The organism is Parabacteroides sp. KHUB-02, assembly GCF_056640955.1.
The window spans coordinates 2,609,268-2,626,795 of record NZ_JBWQEV010000001.1 but is presented as its reverse complement, the minus strand read 5'-3'; the positions used below and the strand labels follow the sequence as shown (position 1 = coordinate 2,626,795).

Annotated in this window: 29 protein-coding genes; 21 read left to right on the top strand and 8 right to left on the bottom strand. The window is 53.8% G+C overall.

Going from position 1 to position 17,528, the window contains the following annotated elements:
• Positions 1-21 precede the first annotated feature (21 nt).
• The 16 genes from ACYIA1_RS11615 to ACYIA1_RS11540 all read left to right on the top strand — a co-directional run bounded on the left by ACYIA1_RS11615 (position 22) and on the right by ACYIA1_RS11540 (position 7,703).
• A complete protein-coding gene (locus ACYIA1_RS11615) occupies positions 22-234 on the top strand; it encodes a hypothetical protein (RefSeq protein WP_121735235.1) in 213 nt (70 codons plus the stop codon).
• Positions 235-241: 7 nt separating this feature from the next.
• Complete coding sequence (locus ACYIA1_RS11610; protein WP_121735300.1) at positions 242-460, top strand: ArsR family transcriptional regulator; 219 nt, start codon at positions 242-244, stop codon at positions 458-460.
• Complete coding sequence (locus ACYIA1_RS11605) at positions 423-656, top strand: hypothetical protein (protein WP_417174692.1); 234 nt, start codon at positions 423-425, stop codon at positions 654-656. Before ACYIA1_RS11610 ends, ACYIA1_RS11605 begins: the two co-directional genes overlap by 38 nt.
• Before the next feature lie 18 nt (positions 657-674).
• Entirely contained in the window at positions 675-2,738 is a 2,064-nt protein-coding gene (locus ACYIA1_RS11600; protein WP_480335335.1) for a kinase, read from the top strand.
• Between the two features lie 29 nt (positions 2,739-2,767).
• On the top strand, positions 2,768-3,640 hold the full coding sequence (locus tag ACYIA1_RS11595; protein ID WP_196007223.1) for an AAA family ATPase: 873 nt from the start codon (positions 2,768-2,770) through the stop codon (positions 3,638-3,640).
• Positions 3,641-3,681: 41 nt separating this feature from the next.
• Positions 3,682-4,293 carry a P-loop NTPase family protein gene (locus ACYIA1_RS11590; protein WP_128616816.1) on the top strand — a complete coding sequence of 204 codons (612 nt, stop codon included), beginning with the start codon at positions 3,682-3,684 and terminating at the stop codon, positions 4,291-4,293.
• Positions 4,294-4,305: 12 nt separating this feature from the next.
• Positions 4,306-4,734 carry a hypothetical protein gene (locus ACYIA1_RS11585; RefSeq protein ID WP_234061089.1) on the top strand — a complete coding sequence of 143 codons (429 nt, stop codon included), beginning with the start codon at positions 4,306-4,308 and terminating at the stop codon, positions 4,732-4,734.
• A 2-nt stretch (positions 4,735-4,736) separates the two neighbouring features.
• A complete protein-coding gene (locus tag ACYIA1_RS11580; protein ID WP_022192706.1) occupies positions 4,737-5,051 on the top strand; it encodes a hypothetical protein in 315 nt (104 codons plus the stop codon).
• The gene (locus tag ACYIA1_RS11575) at positions 5,021-5,683 is read left to right on the top strand and encodes a DUF3164 family protein (RefSeq protein ID WP_128616815.1); all 663 of its coding nucleotides are present in this window, start codon (positions 5,021-5,023) and stop codon (positions 5,681-5,683) included. The genes ACYIA1_RS11580 and ACYIA1_RS11575 overlap by 31 nt, the downstream gene beginning before the upstream one ends.
• Positions 5,680-5,922: a hypothetical protein gene (locus ACYIA1_RS11570; RefSeq protein ID WP_009275154.1), complete on the top strand. Its 243-nt coding sequence runs from the start codon at positions 5,680-5,682 to the stop codon at positions 5,920-5,922. The genes ACYIA1_RS11575 and ACYIA1_RS11570 overlap by 4 nt, the downstream gene beginning before the upstream one ends.
• Positions 5,923-5,933: 11 nt before the next feature.
• Positions 5,934-6,170: a hypothetical protein gene (locus ACYIA1_RS11565; protein ID WP_230319851.1), complete on the top strand. Its 237-nt coding sequence runs from the start codon at positions 5,934-5,936 to the stop codon at positions 6,168-6,170.
• A 178-nt stretch (positions 6,171-6,348) separates the two neighbouring features.
• On the top strand, positions 6,349-6,513 hold the full coding sequence (locus tag ACYIA1_RS11560) for a hypothetical protein (RefSeq protein ID WP_172718850.1): 165 nt from the start codon (positions 6,349-6,351) through the stop codon (positions 6,511-6,513).
• A gap of 13 nt (positions 6,514-6,526) precedes the next feature.
• On the top strand, positions 6,527-6,856 hold the full coding sequence (locus ACYIA1_RS11555; protein WP_128616813.1) for a hypothetical protein: 330 nt from the start codon (positions 6,527-6,529) through the stop codon (positions 6,854-6,856).
• Between the two features lie 17 nt (positions 6,857-6,873).
• On the top strand, positions 6,874-7,089 hold the full coding sequence (locus ACYIA1_RS11550) for a hypothetical protein (RefSeq protein WP_480335331.1): 216 nt from the start codon (positions 6,874-6,876) through the stop codon (positions 7,087-7,089).
• A 13-nt stretch (positions 7,090-7,102) separates the two neighbouring features.
• Positions 7,103-7,366, top strand: a complete 264-nt coding sequence (locus ACYIA1_RS11545) for a hypothetical protein (protein WP_128616812.1) — start codon at positions 7,103-7,105, stop codon at positions 7,364-7,366.
• A gap of 115 nt (positions 7,367-7,481) precedes the next feature.
• The gene (locus tag ACYIA1_RS11540) at positions 7,482-7,703 is read left to right on the top strand and encodes a hypothetical protein (protein WP_128616811.1); all 222 of its coding nucleotides are present in this window, start codon (positions 7,482-7,484) and stop codon (positions 7,701-7,703) included.
• Here the strand turns inward: ACYIA1_RS11540 and ACYIA1_RS11535 are convergent.
• The 7 genes from ACYIA1_RS11535 to ACYIA1_RS11505 form a co-directional block, all read right to left on the bottom strand.
• Positions 7,689-8,132 carry a hypothetical protein gene (locus ACYIA1_RS11535; RefSeq protein WP_196007217.1) on the bottom strand — a complete coding sequence of 148 codons (444 nt, stop codon included), beginning with the start codon at positions 8,130-8,132 and terminating at the stop codon, positions 7,689-7,691. The two genes, ACYIA1_RS11540 and ACYIA1_RS11535, sit on opposite strands and share 15 nt — an antisense overlap.
• A 17-nt stretch (positions 8,133-8,149) precedes the next feature.
• On the bottom strand, positions 8,150-8,671 hold the full coding sequence (locus ACYIA1_RS11530; RefSeq protein WP_128616809.1) for a phage virion morphogenesis family protein: 522 nt from the start codon (positions 8,669-8,671) through the stop codon (positions 8,150-8,152).
• Between the two features lie 70 nt (positions 8,672-8,741).
• Positions 8,742-10,148, bottom strand: coding sequence for a phage minor head protein (locus ACYIA1_RS11525; RefSeq protein WP_368311895.1), 1,407 nt, complete (start codon positions 10,146-10,148; stop codon positions 8,742-8,744).
• On the bottom strand, positions 10,052-11,272 hold the full coding sequence (locus ACYIA1_RS11520) for a phage portal protein family protein (protein WP_368311893.1): 1,221 nt from the start codon (positions 11,270-11,272) through the stop codon (positions 10,052-10,054). Before ACYIA1_RS11520 ends, ACYIA1_RS11525 begins: the two co-directional genes overlap by 97 nt.
• A gap of 53 nt (positions 11,273-11,325) precedes the next feature.
• Entirely contained in the window at positions 11,326-11,739 is a 414-nt protein-coding gene (locus tag ACYIA1_RS11515; protein ID WP_128616806.1) for a phage protein Gp36 family protein, read from the bottom strand.
• Between the two features lie 34 nt (positions 11,740-11,773).
• Positions 11,774-13,306 carry a hypothetical protein gene (locus ACYIA1_RS11510; RefSeq protein WP_128616805.1) on the bottom strand — a complete coding sequence of 511 codons (1,533 nt, stop codon included), beginning with the start codon at positions 13,304-13,306 and terminating at the stop codon, positions 11,774-11,776.
• Positions 13,299-13,769 carry a terminase gpP N-terminus-related DNA-binding protein gene (locus tag ACYIA1_RS11505; protein WP_128616804.1) on the bottom strand — a complete coding sequence of 157 codons (471 nt, stop codon included), beginning with the start codon at positions 13,767-13,769 and terminating at the stop codon, positions 13,299-13,301. Before ACYIA1_RS11505 ends, ACYIA1_RS11510 begins: the two co-directional genes overlap by 8 nt.
• Before the next feature lie 128 nt (positions 13,770-13,897).
• On the opposite strand from ACYIA1_RS11505, the gene ACYIA1_RS11500 reads away from it, so the two are divergent.
• From ACYIA1_RS11500 to ACYIA1_RS11485, 4 genes are read left to right on the top strand one after another with little or no spacing between them, the layout of a single operon-like run.
• On the top strand, positions 13,898-14,836 hold the full coding sequence (locus ACYIA1_RS11500) for an HK97 family phage prohead protease (protein WP_128616803.1): 939 nt from the start codon (positions 13,898-13,900) through the stop codon (positions 14,834-14,836).
• Positions 14,837-14,854: 18 nt separating this feature from the next.
• Positions 14,855-15,694, top strand: coding sequence for a hypothetical protein (locus tag ACYIA1_RS11495; RefSeq protein WP_128616802.1), 840 nt, complete (start codon positions 14,855-14,857; stop codon positions 15,692-15,694).
• Between the two features lie 3 nt (positions 15,695-15,697).
• On the top strand, positions 15,698-16,156 hold the full coding sequence (locus tag ACYIA1_RS11490; RefSeq protein WP_272024454.1) for an N-acetylmuramoyl-L-alanine amidase: 459 nt from the start codon (positions 15,698-15,700) through the stop codon (positions 16,154-16,156).
• Positions 16,157-16,207: 51 nt separating this feature from the next.
• Positions 16,208-16,612, top strand: a complete 405-nt coding sequence (locus ACYIA1_RS11485) for a hypothetical protein (RefSeq protein ID WP_368311885.1) — start codon at positions 16,208-16,210, stop codon at positions 16,610-16,612.
• 18 nt (positions 16,613-16,630) lie between these two features.
• On the opposite strand, the gene ACYIA1_RS11480 is transcribed toward ACYIA1_RS11485, so the two are convergent.
• Positions 16,631-16,825 (bottom strand): hypothetical protein, encoded by a 195-nt coding sequence (locus tag ACYIA1_RS11480; protein WP_259010732.1) that lies wholly within the window; start codon positions 16,823-16,825, stop codon positions 16,631-16,633.
• Positions 16,826-16,917: 92 nt separating this feature from the next.
• Between ACYIA1_RS11480 and ACYIA1_RS11475 the strand changes: the two genes are divergently transcribed.
• Positions 16,918-17,484 carry a hypothetical protein gene (locus ACYIA1_RS11475; RefSeq protein WP_480335325.1) on the top strand — a complete coding sequence of 189 codons (567 nt, stop codon included), beginning with the start codon at positions 16,918-16,920 and terminating at the stop codon, positions 17,482-17,484.
• The last annotated feature ends 44 nt before the right edge of the window (positions 17,485-17,528 follow it).

The window sequence follows — 17,528 nt, the reverse complement described above, 5'->3', positions numbered from 1 at the left end:
TAACATTAAACAATAAATGATATGAAAGCGATTAGAGTTTCAGTGAATTTTCGCGAATGGTCGAAAGTGGATGGCTTTTTAGGCCGGTTCAAGGGAGAAGAAGACACTTTCATCTACCAAGTGGAAAACGTGACGTTTATTGCCGTGTTTGGCGGTGAGTGCGCGATGTCTTACTTCAAGGCTGAATTGGCCAAAGCGTTTGATGAAGAAATCCTTATTGTAGAACTCAGATAATATGACGATGAAGAGACGAATCGTAGTAGAACATGGAGAAGTAAAACGGATTGCCTTGCTCATGAATTGCACTTCCGAAACTGTATCGCGTGCGCTAGCATACAAGAAAGATACCAGGTTGGCCAAAGCGATCCGGAAAATGGCTTTGCTGCGCGGAGGTTCCGAAGTGGGTGACGAACCTGTAAACAATGGAAATCATGAAAGCGGACTGGTTAAAACCGTTTAGCGGTGAGATCGCCTGGTGGCGCAGCCTTACCGGGAAAGAGAAGTTATATACCGTTTACTTTCTGCTGAGTTTTACCTTGTTGGTTGGAATGGCGGATTGTAATCCGGTATGGGTGATGTTTTTGGCCGTGTTGAATTTCGGCAACTCTGCACGGCTGGTAAAAAGAGTGCCGATCGATAAACTGGAAGATTATTAACCGGTAAAACAATCGGGAATGGAATATTACAATAAAATATTGTGCGTGACATACGAAGAACTGACATCCGGGGATGATCCGGTGATCAAGCCTAACACGCTTTACAGTAATGTCCGCCGGGGAAACATCCAATGCGTCAACCGTGGCGGCGGCGAGGGGAATCGCGCCCTGTACGTCTATTCCTCCATTCGCGACAAATACCAACAACGTTTTGTCGCCAAGTATGGCGAACCCGAAGAGATCATGAGAAGAGAGATACTGCGCGGACGTGTCCGCAAAGATGAGAAGGCGGAGGACTTCTTCGAGAAGCACCGCTATGACAAGAACGGCGAGCTGGTACCGCTTCCGGAGCCGACGATCACGGCCTATACGCTGAACGCCTCGGTGCTGAATACGCTGATCGGCGATATCGCCCGCATCCGTCCCAACCGCAACAAGCTGGGCGTATCAGGCGACTACTGGGAGGAGATAATGAAACGGAGCGAAGAGCTGCGCACAGAGTTCGGCCATACGCTGCCCGGCTGTGTCGGACGGTTGAAGGAACTGATCAAGCGGTACAGCCCCGACCATTACGAGACGCTGATCAGCGGGAAGTATGGCAACAGGAACACGCTGAAGATTGGCGAGGAGGAAGGACGGTACATCATCGCACTGAAGCGGAGCCAGATGCCCAAATATACCGACCACCAGATCTTCGAGACCTACAACCGCACGGCCCCGGAAAGGGGCTGGAAACCGCTCAAGAGCGAACGGGGCATGAAGGGCTGGCTGAACAGCCCCCGTATCAAACCCCTGTGGCACGATGCCGTGTTCGGCGAAATGCGGACACACCAGCTCTACGACCGCAAGCACCACACGTTGCTCCCCGCCAGCCGGGATTCCCTCTGGTATGGCGACGGCACGAAACTGAACCTCTATTACCGGGACGAAAGCGGAAACAAACGCACGATCAACGTCTACGAGGTGGTGGACGCCTACAGCGAGGTGTTGCTGGGCTACCATATCAGCGAGCGGGAGGACTACATCGCCCAATACCACGCCTTCCGCATGGCGATACAGCGCAGCGGGCACAAGCCTTACGAGCTGGTGTGCGACAATCAGCGAGGCCACAAGAAGAACACGGCCAAGGGGTTCTTCTCGAAGATCAGCCGGATCCACCGGCCGACCACCCCCTACAATGGCGAGTCGAAAACGATCGAGAACATCTTCGGCCGTTTCCAGCAACAGGTGCTCTGGACGCGCTTCGGCTACACGGGGCAGAACGTGACCGCCGTAAAGGCCACCAGCCGCCCGAACCTGGAGATCATCAACGCCAATATCGACGCGCTCCCCACGCTGGACGAACTGCACGAGATCTACGAGGCAGCCCGGGAAGAGTGGAACGAGATGAAACACCCGGCCACCGGTATCTCCCGGATCGAGATGTACGAAAACAGCGTGAACGAGGAGACCGATGCCGTCAGCGTGCGCGACATGGTCGACATGTTCTGGTACACGACCGAGAAGCCCTCGACCTTCACCTCCAGCGGCATCAAGATCACCGTGCAGAAAAAGGACTATACCTACGAGGTGTATGACGACCAGGGCAATCCGGATCTGGAATGGCGTCGCCGGAACACATTCAAGCAGTTCTATGTGCAATACGATCCGACCGACATGCGCAGCGTCCGGTTGCTCTGGATGGACAAAGGCGGAGCGTTGCGCTTCGAGCGCGTAGGGTTGCCGCCGATCTATATCCACTGCGCCCAACAGGAACAAACGGAAGAGGATAAGGCGTTTATCCGCCGGCAGCAGGAAGCCATAGCCGGCGAGCGTGTCGAACGACAGATTATCGCCAAGGAGATCGAATACGAACACGGTGTCGCTCCGGAACAGCACGGCCTGGTCAGCCCCGACCTGAAAGGGCTCTCCAAAGAGGCCAAGGAACAGCTTGACCGCCGTACACGCCAGTACAGCCAACCGAAGAGACGGACGCTTCGGGTATCATTGGGTCGCGACACCAAGGAATTGAGTAACGTCACCTGGGACCAGCTCGGCGGCAACAACGAGGTAAGCTTGAGTAACGTGGCAGGCAAACTATAAATTAGGAATCATAAATCGAAAATCATACAATGGAAGCATTAAGCAACAAACAGAAAGACGCCATCCGCGAGGCTCTTCGCGCCTACGTCGCCAAGTATCCCAGCCAAAACAAGGCGGCCGGGAGTTTGAAGAACACATCGGTCGGCACGATCAGTTGTATCGTGAACGGCAAGTATGAAAACATTTCGGATAAGATGTTCCGCGACATCGCCGCACAGATCGGTGGCGGAAAGAACGAAACCGGCTGGCAGATCGTCGAGACCTCCGCCTACCAAGAGATCAACTTCGCGCTCGACGATGCCCAGCGCTGGCGCAACGTCACTTGGGTGGTGGGCGAAGCCGGGTGCGGCAAGACAACGACGGCCCGCCTCTATACCGAAGAACACAAAGAGGTGTTCTATATCCTTTGTTCCGAAGATATGAAGAAAGGAGACTTCGTGCGTGAGATTGCCCGGAAGGTGGGTATCAAGACCGACGGGCACAACATCCGCGAGGTGTGGAGCCTGATCCTAGACGACGTGATCCAGATGGAAGCTCCGCTCCTGATCTTCGACGAAGCCGATAAACTGACCGAACCGGTGTTCCACTACTTCATCAGCATGTACAACAAGTTGGAGGAGAAATGCGGCATCATCTTCCTCTCGACCGACTACATCGTGAAGCGTATCCAGAACGGCCTGCGCTACCGTAAGCCCGGCTACAAGGAGTTCTACAGCCGCATGGGACGCAAGTTCTTCGAGCTGGAGGCCACCACGCCGAACGATGTCTATTCCATCTGTGTTGCCAACGGGCTGAGCGACCGGAAAAAGATCGACGAGGTGATCCGAGACGCCGAACCGTGCGACTTCGACCTCCGCCGCGTGAAAAAGGCGATCCACCGGGTCAAACGGATGGGCGAGTAAACAACCGTTCGAATGCTATTTGAACACAATTCGAAAACAACATGAAACGAGCAATAAGCGTCCGGGACATCCTAGACAAGAAATATGAGACATTCCCCTTTGAGGGAAAATGGAAAGAGGCGTTCGATACGCCCGAGAACCGGGGTGTCTGGTTCATCTGGGGCAATTCGGGCAACGGGAAGACCTCGTTCGTCATGCAACTCTGCAAAGAGCTGTGCAAATACGACCGGGTGGCGTTCAATTCGCTGGAGGAAGGCACCTGCCTGACGGTGCAGAATAACCTACGTCGGTTCGGCATGGCCGAAGTAAGCCGCCGCCTGGCATTCATCAAGGAAGACATCCCGGCACTGAAGGAACGGCTTGCCCGTCACAAGAGCTTCAACATCGTGGTGATCGACAGTATCCAGTACACGCAAATGAACTACCGCGATTATATTCTCTTGAAAGAGGCGTTCCCTGACAAACTCTTCATCTTCATCAGCCACGCACGGGGTAAAAACCCGAAAGGTGACGCAGCCACCAGCGTGATGTATGACGCCGACCTAAAGATCTATATCGAGGGCTACGTAGCTTTCAGCAAGGGGCGTTACATCGGCGACACCGGCCGGTATGTCATTTGGGAAGAGGGAGCACGTGAAGCCGGTTTAATCTAAAACGAATCAGATATGAAAGTAATACAAATGAAACCCAAACAAGGCTACGCAAAGCCCGACAATTACGCCGCTTTCTACGGCTTGCTGAAACAGATGCCGGGAGCGAGCAAGGAAGAGATCGTGCTTCAGTTCACGAACGGGCGTACCGACAGCCTGCGCGAAATGTCGCTCCACGAATACAACGAAGCCATCCGTGCGATGGAGAAGCTGACACGCGCCGAAGAGACCGAGGCCATGCGTATCCTGAAAAGCAAGCGGTCGGCCGTGCTTCACCAGATGCAACTGTCAGGTGTCGATACCGCCGACTGGAAGAGGGTCGATGCCTTCTGCCTCGACAAACGGATCGCCGGCAAACGGTTTGCCCGGCTCGATTACGAGGAACTGGAGGCATTATTAAAGAAGATTCGCGCTATCCGCCGGAAACAAAAGGAGGGGGATTGACAATGGCACGCTATATACCCCTACAAGACAAACTTGATGAGATCGAGGAACAGGGCGGACGCCTGCGCCGCCGTCTGGACTACCTGAAAGGCGAGCGCGACTTTCTGGTCGACACGCTGCTCACCCGGCCGGTGAAGGATATGGAGGCGCAACGCCGGCTGCTGCGGGAGTGGGACGAGGAGATCGAGAAACTGGAGCGATCCATCGACTACCTCCGCCGGGAATATATGAAATACAAAGAAACTCAGAATAAACAGATGTGTAACAATTCAAAAAAAGAAAAAACATGGAAGCAACAAAACAAACAGTCGAAATGACGGACGAGGAACTGAGACAGTTTGAAGCGTTCAGGAAAGAACAGGCCGCCAAACGAGCCAAGGAACAGGCCAAACGTGACCGCGAGGCCTACAAGGAACTGGTGGACGAAACGATCGAGGAGGCGATCCCGGACTTGCAAGCGGTCAGCGACTGCATCAAGACCGTGAAAAACGGCGTACTGAATAACTTCCGCCGTGTGATCGACATGAAGTCGGAAGTCTTGAAGTTGAAAAAAGACGGCCAACGCACGGACACCTTCACCAATACGGCGGGGGACAAGCGTATCACCGTAGGGTATTATGAGACCGACGGCTACCGCGACACGGTGGAGGACGGTATCGCCATCGTGAAGGAGTATATCGAGGGGCTTGCCGACAACAAGAAAACGAAGGCACTCGTAAAAATGGTACTCCGCCTGTTGGCCCGTAACGCGCAAGGAACGCTGAAGGCAAGCCGTATCGTCCAGCTTCGCAAGATAGCCGAGGAATCGGAAGACGAGCGTTTCATGGAAGGCGTGCAGATCATCGAGGAAGCCTACCAACCGGCCATCAGCAAACAGTTCATCCGGGCTGAGGTCAAGAACGACAACGGGGCATGGATAGCGATACCATTAGGAATGACAGAGGCATGAGCAAGCAACAACACGCGCTATTGATCCAGCCGCCGCTCTTCCCGAAAGAGTGTCCTGTCGAACGGGTCGAGTTCGGCGGCTTCCCCTGTAGTTATTGCCACGGCAACGGCTGGTTCTGGGGAGTGGATGATTACGGAGAGCGCATCAAGCAGGATTGCCCCGTGTGTAAAGGGAATAAACGTCTGAAGGCGGTCGTAACTATCGCCTGGCAGCCGGATGAAACAGGTAAGAATAGATAATCAAAATGAATATGAGCAACATTTTAAACAAATTCAGAAGAAAACCGGCGGAACCTGTCAAAACGGAATCCCCGGCACTCAAACGTGAAAAGACGATCCCACCGCATATCGTGGTCTGCAAAGTCTGCGAGGGTAAGGGAAGGAAGGAGGGTACGATTTGCCCGCAGTGTAAAGGCACCGGTCGGGTAATCGTATCGTGCGAGGTAACAACGTATGTATCGGCTTATATGCCGGAAGACGCCACATAAGAGTGGAGGGTCGCGTAGGCATACGGGAAAATAAAAACCGCCTTCTTTTTCGAGTTATCACAAATACGGAGGAGAAGGCGGTTTTATAAAAAATACTGAAGGTATGGACTCAAATGATCAAGCAAGAGCTGTTCCGAGATAAATCGGAGCAGATATTATTAATAAAGAAAGTAGGCGTATGAATAAAATTATTTTTGGCTTGATAGGCCTGACCGGTTACATATTGTTTCTTGTCGTTCTGGCTGTAGTGGCTTTTAGAATTAATTTTTGGCTTGGACTTCTTGTTGTCTCCATTGAAATGATGGTTACATGTGCTATTGCAGTAAAAGATAAGATAAACTAACAACTAAAAAAATATGAAGATAAGAAACAATGATTTGTCAAACAGAAGTATTGATATTGATATAGCTGATGGCGTTTCAATTCATCTTTATAAATGTGAGTATGACGAGTTTATCAAACTTCTTTTACCTGATATGGAGCAAGAAATAAAGAATGCTTATACTCTCCAACATAGAGCAATAGAAAATCGCCAAAAATGCTGGGAGATGGTAAAAGAAATTCGAGAATTATTCTACGACTGTTCCGATGAAGGGTTCTGCGTCCGGAAAAGTCTGGGTGAAATAGATGAAAAAAAATTAGTAGAAGTGTTGGAAAAATACCACAAGCTATTAGGTTTTGTTTAATTCTAAATTAAATAGATATGAATACAAGAATCGCACGTCAAATGGGTTTAGTGCCCAGCGTTTCCCAATGCATCAAGAATGCGGAGGGATCAGCGGAATTGATTAAAGAACGTATTCCACGGTTAAGAAGTCGGATTGCCAAGCGGCAAAGTGAAATGAGCCTTGAGTTTTTCGAGGCAGTGGTCTATCATTTGAAACGATTACAACATCTAGAAGCAGAAAAGAATCAATAACGACATAAGAGTGATGGTTAAAAACATTTTGATTCGCAATCTAACCGTAGATGACAACAGGATGTTGCAGGAGATAAAACGTGAAACAGGTCACCAACAGGCCTCAAGAGCCTTGTTAAGAACGGGGCACGATTATCTCCGCCTCCTTGAAACAAGCGGGTTACAAAGGGAAAAGATTGCTATACTTGAAGAGGAGAACAAAAAACTCCGACAAAGCTCCGCGGCGATTTTAAAAGCGGTTGAAGATATAGAAAGTGTTATCAAAAACGACATATAAAAGTGTTATATAAGAAATATGATAACATTACAAGAGAAAGGTCTGGAAATGGTTGTAATAACCTTCCGGGCCTTTTATCTTTGTTCACACAAAGGTTGTTTGGTTTATCTGTTCTATGGGTTATCACCGGAATACATTAAAACGCATCGCGCTTGTCTGCGACATCGTGAGGCGGCATTATGAACCAGGTAGGCGCGACCGCTGCTACAAAGAGGTGTGGCGGCGGTACGTCTATCCGGTTTATCCGATGTGCTACCGGACGTTCTTGAATTACATCGGGGTGAACATCCACCAAGAACGTACCCGCAATGAAGACCGGCAGTTATCCCTCTTCTGATTCCACCGCATACCCGGTCGTGAAAGTCATCGCATATTCGCGGATCGCGTCCTCACGGTTGTAACGGGTGACCTCCTGCTGCTCGATATCGTTGAAAGCATCGGTACCGAACCCATACAGGCAATTGCCCACCTGTTCCATCAAGTCGAAGATAGCGAATGCCCGGCTGCGGTGCTGTTCCGGAGCGGCCATGTTACCCGTGAAAACGGGACAGTCGGCAATACGGATCAGGAAGGTCAGCCGGGCACGGCGCAACCCCCACGTTTCCGACTCGAAGCCGATGTGGCTCACGCTGATCAGCGCGCAAGGAAACTTTACCGGCGGGGCTTCGTTGTAATAATCCATCTGTCCCCAGTCTTCGCTGACGTAAGCCAGATCGGGAACCTGCTCTTTTAGCCGCCGCATGACGGCTTCCAAAATCTCTTTCATGATTTATGATTTGTAATTTATGATTTGAAGGCTCGCTTAGCCTCTTCCAATGTCTTTTCAGCATTCTCCCGAACCACTTCCGCGGCGATTTCCCTTATACGGGGATGCTCGCCGATAAAGGGGCGGGCTGGTACTGAAATCGTCCGCCTGATCCGTTTGGCGAGGGCCATACGGCGGAACTTCTCTTCGCCGGGTTTGTCACCCTGTTCACGGCGTTCACGGGCTTTCGCCCATGCCCAGCGGCGCATCTTGTCGGAGGGGACGAAGTCCTGCCGCACCGTGCCGCCGTAGTTCTGTAATCCGGCATATTTCAGGCTGTTTTCATAAATCAACCTCGTGCCGTCTATCCGGCTATGCAGACTGCGCCGGAGGGCACCGGTGCGCATCAACATCGATCCCTCCGACGGATTGTAGTTCGGACTGAGCGGTGCCCACGGCCGGTCGAAGAAGGCCTTCCGCTCGAAGTTGCGGTCAAATTCGTCATCCAGCTCGACTTTCAGGTCACGCATGACATTATTTAGGAAATCGTTGTTGTCCATATTGATATGTTTTGTATATTTGCGGCGGTTCTAAGCCGAAAGGCCGTGAGCCCCCTTCTGGCAGATTTGATTACTTCAGGTCTGCCAGTCGTATTTTAAAGCCCTCCGATACGATCTCGGCCCGTGTCAGACTTACATCTTTCCCGTTTATCACGATCGTAATGGTCCGTATGTTATCAGAACGGCGCACCCTTGAACGCAAGGCGGCACTCAAATCCTCAAGCGATATATCCGAATCGATCCAAAGCACGATATGGTCGGCTTGGTTCTTGGCGTCCCGGATCAATCGGTCGATGGAGTTCTTGGAGGGCGTCTGGCTGACCTTGTATTCCTCCTCATACCCCAACGTCCGGTTGTAGCTGTCCGCCGATTTCACGCCGTCCGGGTTATCCAGCAGGTCGATCTCGTAGCCGTATTTGTTGGCGAAATAAGAGCCGACCCGGATGTTTTCTTTCCGCTCTCCCTTGCCATGCCCGCTATGGATACGAAGCTGTCCGGCGGTGGTCGGTACCACCATATATTCTTTCTCCCCCGGATGAAGGGCGTCCCGTACCGCTTCCCGTTCGCGTTGGCTTACGTCATAATAAGGATGGTGTTTCGGAAATACGACCTGTTGCTTGCCGGGATTGAAACGGAACATCTCGGCACGGTTCACGCCGTTCTTTCCCGCTTGGTAGGTCGCCTCCCGTCCCTGCTGGATGGCGGTCACGCTGTCCGATTCGGGATACTTGCCTTTGCGCACCTGTACCACCGTACAGCGGCATCGCCATCCGTTTGGCGGGAAGAACTCCTCCCAGAAGGGATCAGAGGCCGGTAGCGTCACATTGTGCAGTACCGCGTGTTCCGGACGAACCTTGCTATCGTGCGCGGTACGGTATTGCAGGTTGTAGCGGTCGCCGTCCGCCTCAAAGTCCTTCCATTTGGCGGCCATTTCCGAAGAGGCCTGGGCGAAGAGATATTCCGCTTTCAGCCAATGGCGGTTATAATCCTCCTTGATCGCCGTTATATCGTTGTAAAAACGGTTGAACGGCTTCACCGTCCCGTCTTCGTCGCGCAACAGGCGGGATGCCTCCCTCAATCCCTGGTAGGTCTTGAATCCGGAAAAGACAAAGATATCCTCCTTGAGCTTTCGCGCCATGGCCTCCGGAATCACGCCGCTCTCCAAAGAGGGAGCGATCGCCCCCTCATACGCCCCGGCATACGCGTCCACCAAGGCACGGACCTTCGGCTCCGCCAGCATCTCCGCCGTGAAACCCTCCCTGCGGAATATCTTTCGCAGGGCCGATTTGAAGACACGCTCGTCGATAGCGGGTATGTCTTCGTTACCCTCGGACTCAAAAGGAGTAAGACCGTCCCGGTACAATTCATTGATCCGTGCCGTCAGCCCCGATTCTCTTTCGGGGCTGATCCGAAAAAACCTTCCTGTCCGGATGATCGTTTGCCGGTCACCTCGATACCGAACTTGTCCTTGATCCAAGTCGGATCGATCTCATAGTATTGCATCGCTTGCGCGGTACGTTCCCACAACTGTCCGGTGTCCTCTTCCGAATTGAACGAGAAACGCAAGCCGTCCGGAAGAAAACCGATCCGGAAGAGCGCCGGAAGGACGATGGAGTTCATCCAGTCCTCCACCTGCCGTTTATCGGAATTGACATACTTCTCCAGTTGTTTGACACCCACTTCCTCTTTCGATCGGTTGCCGTTCTTGGTGTCCTGCCCGATCTGCGCCCCGCTGATGAGCAGCGACATCTCGGAGTTGCAAAGAGAGATCAGGTTGTTATACACATCCCCGTTCGTACTGACACCTTGGGCAAACTGGAACTCCTCGGTGGTATCGATGATAAAGTAGGCCGCCGACCCCATGTCGCGCAGCATATCCTCCGCCCGGTCAAGCATCGCCGGATCTTGCGTGTTGGTCTTGATGTAGCGGGGCGGTATGCCGTAGATCTCGCACAGCTCCGACCAGCACGAGTGGGCGAACTTCTTGAACAGGGCGTGCGGCACCGCCTTGTTCAACAGCCCGTAGTTACCGGGCGCGCCGAACTCCACGACATAGGTGCCGTATTCCCGCAGTTCCCGGTAATACGCCCCCTCGTCGGCGGTGCTGTCATAGAGGAGCAGCCCCTGTTCCGGTACCACGTTCTGCCGGGGTATCAGCGTCACGCCGATACCGTCCGTTTCCGAGGTGGAGAACTCGACCAATGAATGGCCGTAGAAAACCGATTCCAACATATAACGTATCAAGAGCGGGAACCAGACCGCCGACGAGAGAGTCCGGGTGGCCTCCTCGTCCACCTTGCCCGAAGCGTCTTTCAGGCTGAACTCCAAGGAGAGCGTCCGGCCGATGCGCTGCTCGATCTGGCTGGTCAGGAGCGCGTCGAGCATCACGTCGGCATACAGGTCCATCAACTCCCGGCGGCGGGGGCGGTCTACGCTGTCCGCCTGGCGGAGCGCGCACCGCCAGCTGTCGAGGTCTTTCCTGACACGGCTGATCGCTTTGGGCACGATTTTCCGCACCAATCCCTCCCGTTGCTTAACGAAAGTCTTTTGTGGCTTTTTAGAGCCTTTTTTATGTTTGGGTATATACTTATCCGTTTTCATGTTTATCTCTTGTTTTTAACGGGTTTTGATAGCGTTTTAACGGTCTTGGAAATTCACCACGAATGACGGAACTTCGGGTTACTGCCGAAGCGTACCGCTCCGACCGGATTCCCGCCGTCTTCCCGGAGGGGAAGCCCGGACGGGATATCGCCCTTCATCAGCTCTTTTAGGTAGGACATATCCCGGTCGTAGGTCTCTTTCACCCGACTGTAGAGGATGTCCACGTTGCAGCGCCGGATCAGGAACCACAGGGCGATGTTCTTGCAGATCTCCAACAGTTCTGCGTCCCGCTCGTTACCGGTGGCGGAGAAGATCTTTTCCACGTCATACCGTCCGGACAACAGACGCGTGACCCGTTGTACCGCCGCCAGCATACAGGCCTGTACGATCGTGTCGTCGTAATCGGTGATCTCCTCCAGCTTGTACTCGGCGGCCACCGTCTTCATTTCTTCAATCTCTAAAAACATGACTGTGAATTATGATTTATGAATTATCTATTGCTTAATATTTCCGGCTTGGACGTTTGCCGACCCGATAGGTTCCGGCACAGGCCATGCTACGCTGGTTCAACAGGAACACGGCACCTTCCAAGGCATCCGGCGCGTCATCGTGTACCCGGCTGCCCTTCTCGAACATCAAGAGCTGCTCCACCAATTGCGTCATGCCGGGTGAATCCTTCTCTTTCTCGTTCAGGATAATCAAGCCACGCTCGAAGAGGGGTTGCATCGCCTCGATACGCGAGAACTTGTCCGGCTTCTTGCGCCCGTCGCCCCGGATGGGGATCTGGTGGCCGATAGAGTCTCCCACCTTCTTGAACTCGTCCAGCATCAAGTCCTGTATGAAGTTCGACTCCATGTAGTACATCACCGGGACACGTCCGGCGATATAGCCGTCGATGTCGTAATGCCAAGCGACCATGTTGGAGACGCTGGTCTGGTCTGCGTAGGCTTTCAGGAGGTGGTATTGCCCACCCTTGGTCTTGCCCACCAGCATGGTCGCCTTGAAGTCGTTCTGCGTGGATGCCTTAAACGAGGGGTCGGTATAGCAGATCAGGCTGCGGTATTCTTTCAATGGCAACATTTTCCCGTAGCGGATATGTTTGCGCAGGAAAACCGCCCCCTCGTTGACGGGATTGTTCATGTATTCCTTTTGGAACCGCCGTTCACCCATGTAGGTGCGCAGCTTCAAAATCTCCTCCCGGCTGTATTTCTCCGCCCAGGAGGGCTGACCGGATGCGTCGATGGCGTTGACCACCGTGTGGTGCGTCTCCGGACGTTCGGCGAAACGGCTCAGGATGCTGTCCTTGCCGATCCGGTTCCCGACCAGCACGAATCGCCCGCGCCCCATGTCCATTGCGCCGAGCAGGGCGGTCAGGCACCAGTCGAACGCCTGCGACACACGCGCCTGGTTGCGTACCATCTCGTCATCGTCTATATCATCGATCACGATATAATCCGGACGCTGGCCCCGGTTCTTGATACCACGGGGGGACTGGCCCCGGCCGATGGACATGAAGAGCATCCCGTCCTTGGTCTTGAACTCGCCGGTGCTCCAGCTGCCCTCGTCGATCTGAATGTTGAAGTCCGCTTTCAGAAGACTGTTGAACTCCAGCTCGCATTGCAGGTCGGAAAGCAAGCGGTCGGCGCTGTCTTCCGATTTCGATACCAATATCATCACGTGGATGGAGCGTTTCTCTTGGATCATTAACCAGATAGGAATCATCAGACTGATATGGGTACTCTTGGCGTGGCCGCGGGCCCACTCGAAGACGGCACGGGTATGGGGACACGTCTTCAGGTACTTGGCCGCGTCTATCTGGAACTTGCCGCACTTGGTGATACGCCCGGTCTCCTTGTCGGTACAGAGGTGCGGGAAATAGGTCTCAACAAAGAATGAGTAGTCCTTACGTGCCATATCGGTGCGAGCTTCTACCTCTCTTGATGTGTCTGACAGGTGAAAATCATAAGAGAGGATGAGATTTTTCCGTTCCTCCCATCTTTTCCATTTCTCCTTGCTCAGTTTGTTCTTAGCCATTGTTAATGCGCATTAAAAGGTACTTGTCTTGATATTTGGTGAGCTGCTGTACGAACCCGGTCGTGATCGCCTTGTCCGACGCGCTTTGTTCGATAATCCAGTCGCCGAATTTCGTCAAGATGTCAGCTACATCGTCCAAGGTATATCCTGACTTGATTTTTTCCAGCTGACTTGCCAGTTTCGCAAACTCGTCACCGTTGAAACCCTCCTCACTGTCAAGCATCTCATTGATCTTCATCAACGTCTTGTTGATGATCTGGTCGCGGCTGACGGTTCGGGCGGCGCGTTTCAACCCCCAACCGCCGTCCTCCTTCCACTTGACCAGCGTCTGCTGGCTCACGCCTACCCGCTCGGCGATCTCCTTCTGGGGAACCTTCTGCATATACAGGAGATAGGCGTATTCATACTTTTGCGGGTCTTTCACACGGATGCCCGCCTTTTCCTTGTTTGCTTTTTCTACCATAAGCGTTCTTTGTTTTCGGCAAAGTTCAAGTGAATTAAAGTGGCTGGAAACAAGAGTGTAAAGAATTTCACCCCTGTTTTCGCTCCCGGAACGCTCCCGGTAATTTCGCCCTCAAAAACGGATCGCACATGAACGAAGACGAATATGCATTGAACGATGAGAGCGTGGTGAACAGCCACGGCTTTGTCCTCCTGAACGCCGGCGGACGCTTTGAGCGTTACAACGAGAATCCGGTGATGCTTTTCAACCACGAGTCCGCCAGCCTGATCGGCCAGATGACCGCTTTGAGGGTAGAAGGAACGAGGTTGATCGGCAAGGCGGTCTATGACGAGGAGGACACTTTGGGGGCGAAATGCAAACGCCAGGCGAAGAAAGGTTTTTTAAAAGGATGCAGCCCCGGAATCATCATCAACGCCGTGGAACTGCGCACCCTGCCGAACGGCGAGGAGCGCGTGACGGTGACCGACTGGGAGCTGTGCGAAGTGAGCCTGGTAAGCGTCCCCAGCAACAGGAACGCGCTGCGCCTGTACACCAAACAAGGCGATATCATCCCCGACGACCGGGTAAAACTAAGCGTCGAGGCATTGTTAAACATCAACAAACCCAACAACAACGAAATGGACAAAATCATCCTGACAGCCGAGGCGTATATCGCGTTAGGCTTAAAAAGCAACGAGGCGGATGGCAAGTCGATCTCCGCCGCCATCATGGAACTCCAGTCACGTGCCGAGAAAGCCGAGAAGGAACTGGACAACCACCGCAAACTGAAAGCGACCGAATTGGTGGCGTTGGCCATCAAGGAGGGCCGCATTACCGCCGATAAAAAAGAATCGTTCGAGAGACTGGCCCTTAACGATTATGACATGGCCAAGACAACCCTGGAGGCCATCCCCGCCAAGGAATCCCTGTCAGCCAAAGTCACCCATTCGACCGGCAGGACAGCCGTAGCGGATGGGCGCAAGGACTGGACCTATCTCAAATGGGCCAAGGAAGACCCCGAAGGATTGAAACGCCTGAAAGCGGACGATCCGGAGGCGTTCGAGGAATTGAAGAAACGGATTAAATAACCATTAAACAAGTATTTTATGCCTATAGAAAAGCAAATTTGGATCGCCATGTTGATGGAAGGGTTCTATCCCGACCGCACGTTCCTGACCCGTTCGGTAGATATGACACCGATGGTGGAATACAACAAAATCAACTTGGCCGAAGCCGGTGTCGCTCCAGATGTATTGATTGATAACACGGATTATCCCGTGGAGACCATGAGTCGCCCCGATACACCGTTGGATTTACCCCTTCATACCTTCGATACGAAGAACACGGTGGTGCGCAACGTGGAGGAGATGGAAACGGCCTACTCCAAGATGGAGAGCGTGGTGCGTCAGCACCGCAATACCTTGCAGTCGAAGACGGCCGCCTACGCCGCGCATAACTGGGCACCGGCGAAACACGCCGAATTGACACCGGCCAAGGAAACCCTTGCGCCGGGTAAGATTTCTTTCGAGGACATCCTAAAAATGGATGCCTGGTTCCGTTCACAGGACATCGACCCGGCTACATTGGTAGCGGTACTGAACCCGTACCACTTGGCGGACCTGCAACTGGAGGATATGAAGCTCTACAAGACAATGCTGGAGTCGAACCGTTTATTCGGGTTCAACGTCTTCACCTTCTCCAAACTCCCATATTACAAGCAAGCGGACGGTACGAAAGTGGCGTTCGGTACAGGGGACGCGGAGGCAGACGCGCAGTGCTCACTGTTCTACTCCGACCAGGAGGTGATGCGCGCCGACGGCGATATCGAGGTGTTCGCCAAGTACAAGGATCCAGGCGAGCGTGGCGACGTGATCGGTTTCCAGAAACGTTTCACGGCACTGCCTATCCGTAATAAGTACCAGGCGGTAATCTATAACAAAGCGTAACCGATGGCCAAACTCAAGCAATTAGTCATCCACTGCACCGCCACCCCCGAAGGCCGTGAAGTATCGGCGGACGAGATCCGCCGTTGGCATTGCGCCCCCCTCAGTGAAGGCGGCCGCGGCTGGAGACAGGTGGGCTATACCGACCTGATACACCTCGACGGTACGGTGGAGCGACTGGTGGATAACAACGAGGACGACGTGGTGGATCCCTGGGAGATCACGAACGGGGCGGCCGGACACAACTCCGTCTCCCGGCATATCGTCTATGCCGGAGGGGTCGCCGCCGACGGTCGCACCCCCAAGGACACCCGCACCCCGGAGCAGCGGGAAGCCCTCGCCGCCTACGTGAGGGACTTCCACCGCCGCTTCCCCTCTGCGCGGATCGTCGGCCACAACGAGCTGGCGGCGAAGGCCTGCCCCTCGTTCGACGTACAAAGGTGGCTCAAGACGGTTGACAAGTGACAGTTGACAGTTAAATCATAATTCAAAACTCATAATTCAAAATTCGGACTCATGGACTGGAACGCGTTGTTCAACTATCTCGGCACGGGAGGCGGCTTGATCGTCCTCTTGAACTGGCTGGCCGGCCTTCCGCTGCTCAAGAGGAGAAAGCGGCTGGAGAAGGACGACGTGTCCCGGCTCATGGCCGAGAAAGACAATGAGACCATATTCAAGCTATATGACGAGATACGGGATTTCCAGGCACGTATGTCGCGTCTGGAGGGCTGCGTCGCGAAGATCGTGGTGTGCCCTATGTATGATCGCTGTCCTGCTCGCCACCTCGTGCAGGACTACAAGAGAAGATATTTCCGTCCGGGCGGCCGACAGCCTCCGGTGGGAACGAAAGGTCACCGCCACCCTCGCGACAATCCCATCGAGCCTGGCGACGCTGCGGGTGCCGATCGACAGCCTCCGTAGGCTGCCCGAAGGAGCCACCTACACCCAAAAGGAGGGACAAGCCACGGCCTCGGTCGGGCTGGAGGGAGAAACGATCGTCATCCACGCCGGATGCGACAGCCTACAAGCGCTGGTCCTCTCCTTGGAGGAGAGACTGGACCGGGCGCAAGAGGAGCTGGCGAACACCTTAAAGGTGAAAGAGCCTCCGGACATCCCCTTTTGGATGACGCTCAAAGGGTATTTGACCGGCGTTCTGGCAGGCCTCGCCCTAGGCTGGGTTCTCGCCCGAAAAAGAAATCAAGACTCATAATTCAAAAATCAAAGACATGACAGGAACAAACAAGACAAGATCCATAGGCCTGAAGGTCGCCCAGTTCGGCGACGTGAACCCGGAAGGCGGCATGCCCGCCGTAATGAAGCAATTGGCACGCACCTTGAAGGGCACGGCCTCATTCACGACCGAGGCGGATACCACGACCGACTTCTACTGCGAGGAGGAACCCGCCGCGCCCGTGGAGAGCGTGGGGAACGAGCCGGGATTGAAACAGGTCAAGCTGAACTTCCTAGAATGGGACAACGACACCCTGAAGGAGGTGTTCGGGGGCACGGTATCGACCGCCGAGGACGTGACCATCGACGGGAAGACCTACTCGGTGACTAAATACCACGCCCCGCGCGACATCGTGACGGTACGGAAGGCCGTCCGTGTGATCTCCATGCACGGCGTGGTGATCGACATCCCGAACGCGCAGGTGAACGCCCGTTTCGTCTGGAACCTGACCCGTACCGACATCGCCCAGATCGAGGTGACGGCGAAGGCGCTGGCCCCGATCGGCAAGAACGAGGGACCGTACGCCATCTACAAGCTGGGCGAACCTAAATCCGACGCGTGATGGACAAGGTAGAGATAGAGGCCGCCGAGGCCCTGCTGGACCAT

What these genes read in the sequence shown, in the direction of transcription:
- ACYIA1_RS11545 (WP_128616812.1), top strand. Translation starts at nt 7,103, where the DNA reads ATGGTTAAAAACATTTTGATTCGCAATCTAACCGTAGATGACAACAGG.
- ACYIA1_RS11530 (WP_128616809.1), bottom strand. Translation starts at nt 8,671, where the DNA reads ATGGACAACAACGATTTCCTAAATAATGTCATGCGTGACCTGAAAGTC.
- ACYIA1_RS11495 (WP_128616802.1), top strand. Translation starts at nt 14,855, where the DNA reads ATGCCTATAGAAAAGCAAATTTGGATCGCCATGTTGATGGAAGGGTTC.
- ACYIA1_RS11500 (WP_128616803.1), top strand. Translation starts at nt 13,898, where the DNA reads ATGAACGAAGACGAATATGCATTGAACGATGAGAGCGTGGTGAACAGC.
- ACYIA1_RS11580 (WP_022192706.1), top strand. Translation starts at nt 4,737, where the DNA reads ATGGCACGCTATATACCCCTACAAGACAAACTTGATGAGATCGAGGAA.
- ACYIA1_RS11560 (WP_172718850.1), top strand. Translation starts at nt 6,349, where the DNA reads ATGAATAAAATTATTTTTGGCTTGATAGGCCTGACCGGTTACATATTG.
- ACYIA1_RS11555 (WP_128616813.1), top strand. Translation starts at nt 6,527, where the DNA reads ATGAAGATAAGAAACAATGATTTGTCAAACAGAAGTATTGATATTGAT.
- ACYIA1_RS11550 (WP_480335331.1), top strand. Translation starts at nt 6,874, where the DNA reads ATGAATACAAGAATCGCACGTCAAATGGGTTTAGTGCCCAGCGTTTCC.
- ACYIA1_RS11540 (WP_128616811.1), top strand. Translation starts at nt 7,482, where the DNA reads ATGGGTTATCACCGGAATACATTAAAACGCATCGCGCTTGTCTGCGAC.
- ACYIA1_RS11475 (WP_480335325.1), top strand. Translation starts at nt 16,918, where the DNA reads ATGACAGGAACAAACAAGACAAGATCCATAGGCCTGAAGGTCGCCCAG.
- ACYIA1_RS11535 (WP_196007217.1), bottom strand. Translation starts at nt 8,132, where the DNA reads ATGAAAGAGATTTTGGAAGCCGTCATGCGGCGGCTAAAAGAGCAGGTT.
- ACYIA1_RS11610 (WP_121735300.1), top strand. Translation starts at nt 242, where the DNA reads ATGAAGAGACGAATCGTAGTAGAACATGGAGAAGTAAAACGGATTGCC.
- ACYIA1_RS11565 (WP_230319851.1), top strand. Translation starts at nt 5,934, where the DNA reads ATGAGCAACATTTTAAACAAATTCAGAAGAAAACCGGCGGAACCTGTC.
- ACYIA1_RS11485 (WP_368311885.1), top strand. Translation starts at nt 16,208, where the DNA reads ATGGACTGGAACGCGTTGTTCAACTATCTCGGCACGGGAGGCGGCTTG.
- ACYIA1_RS11520 (WP_368311893.1), bottom strand. Translation starts at nt 11,272, where the DNA reads ATGAAAACGGATAAGTATATACCCAAACATAAAAAAGGCTCTAAAAAG.
- ACYIA1_RS11600 (WP_480335335.1), top strand. Translation starts at nt 675, where the DNA reads ATGGAATATTACAATAAAATATTGTGCGTGACATACGAAGAACTGACA.
- ACYIA1_RS11515 (WP_128616806.1), bottom strand. Translation starts at nt 11,739, where the DNA reads ATGTTTTTAGAGATTGAAGAAATGAAGACGGTGGCCGCCGAGTACAAG.
- ACYIA1_RS11595 (WP_196007223.1), top strand. Translation starts at nt 2,768, where the DNA reads ATGGAAGCATTAAGCAACAAACAGAAAGACGCCATCCGCGAGGCTCTT.
- ACYIA1_RS11570 (WP_009275154.1), top strand. Translation starts at nt 5,680, where the DNA reads ATGAGCAAGCAACAACACGCGCTATTGATCCAGCCGCCGCTCTTCCCG.
- ACYIA1_RS11590 (WP_128616816.1), top strand. Translation starts at nt 3,682, where the DNA reads ATGAAACGAGCAATAAGCGTCCGGGACATCCTAGACAAGAAATATGAG.
- ACYIA1_RS11615 (WP_121735235.1), top strand. Translation starts at nt 22, where the DNA reads ATGAAAGCGATTAGAGTTTCAGTGAATTTTCGCGAATGGTCGAAAGTG.
- ACYIA1_RS11490 (WP_272024454.1), top strand. Translation starts at nt 15,698, where the DNA reads ATGGCCAAACTCAAGCAATTAGTCATCCACTGCACCGCCACCCCCGAA.
- ACYIA1_RS11585 (WP_234061089.1), top strand. Translation starts at nt 4,306, where the DNA reads ATGAAAGTAATACAAATGAAACCCAAACAAGGCTACGCAAAGCCCGAC.
- ACYIA1_RS11605 (WP_417174692.1), top strand. Translation starts at nt 423, where the DNA reads ATGGAAATCATGAAAGCGGACTGGTTAAAACCGTTTAGCGGTGAGATC.
- ACYIA1_RS11510 (WP_128616805.1), bottom strand. Translation starts at nt 13,306, where the DNA reads ATGGCTAAGAACAAACTGAGCAAGGAGAAATGGAAAAGATGGGAGGAA.
- ACYIA1_RS11505 (WP_128616804.1), bottom strand. Translation starts at nt 13,769, where the DNA reads ATGGTAGAAAAAGCAAACAAGGAAAAGGCGGGCATCCGTGTGAAAGAC.
- ACYIA1_RS11575 (WP_128616815.1), top strand. Translation starts at nt 5,021, where the DNA reads ATGGAAGCAACAAAACAAACAGTCGAAATGACGGACGAGGAACTGAGA.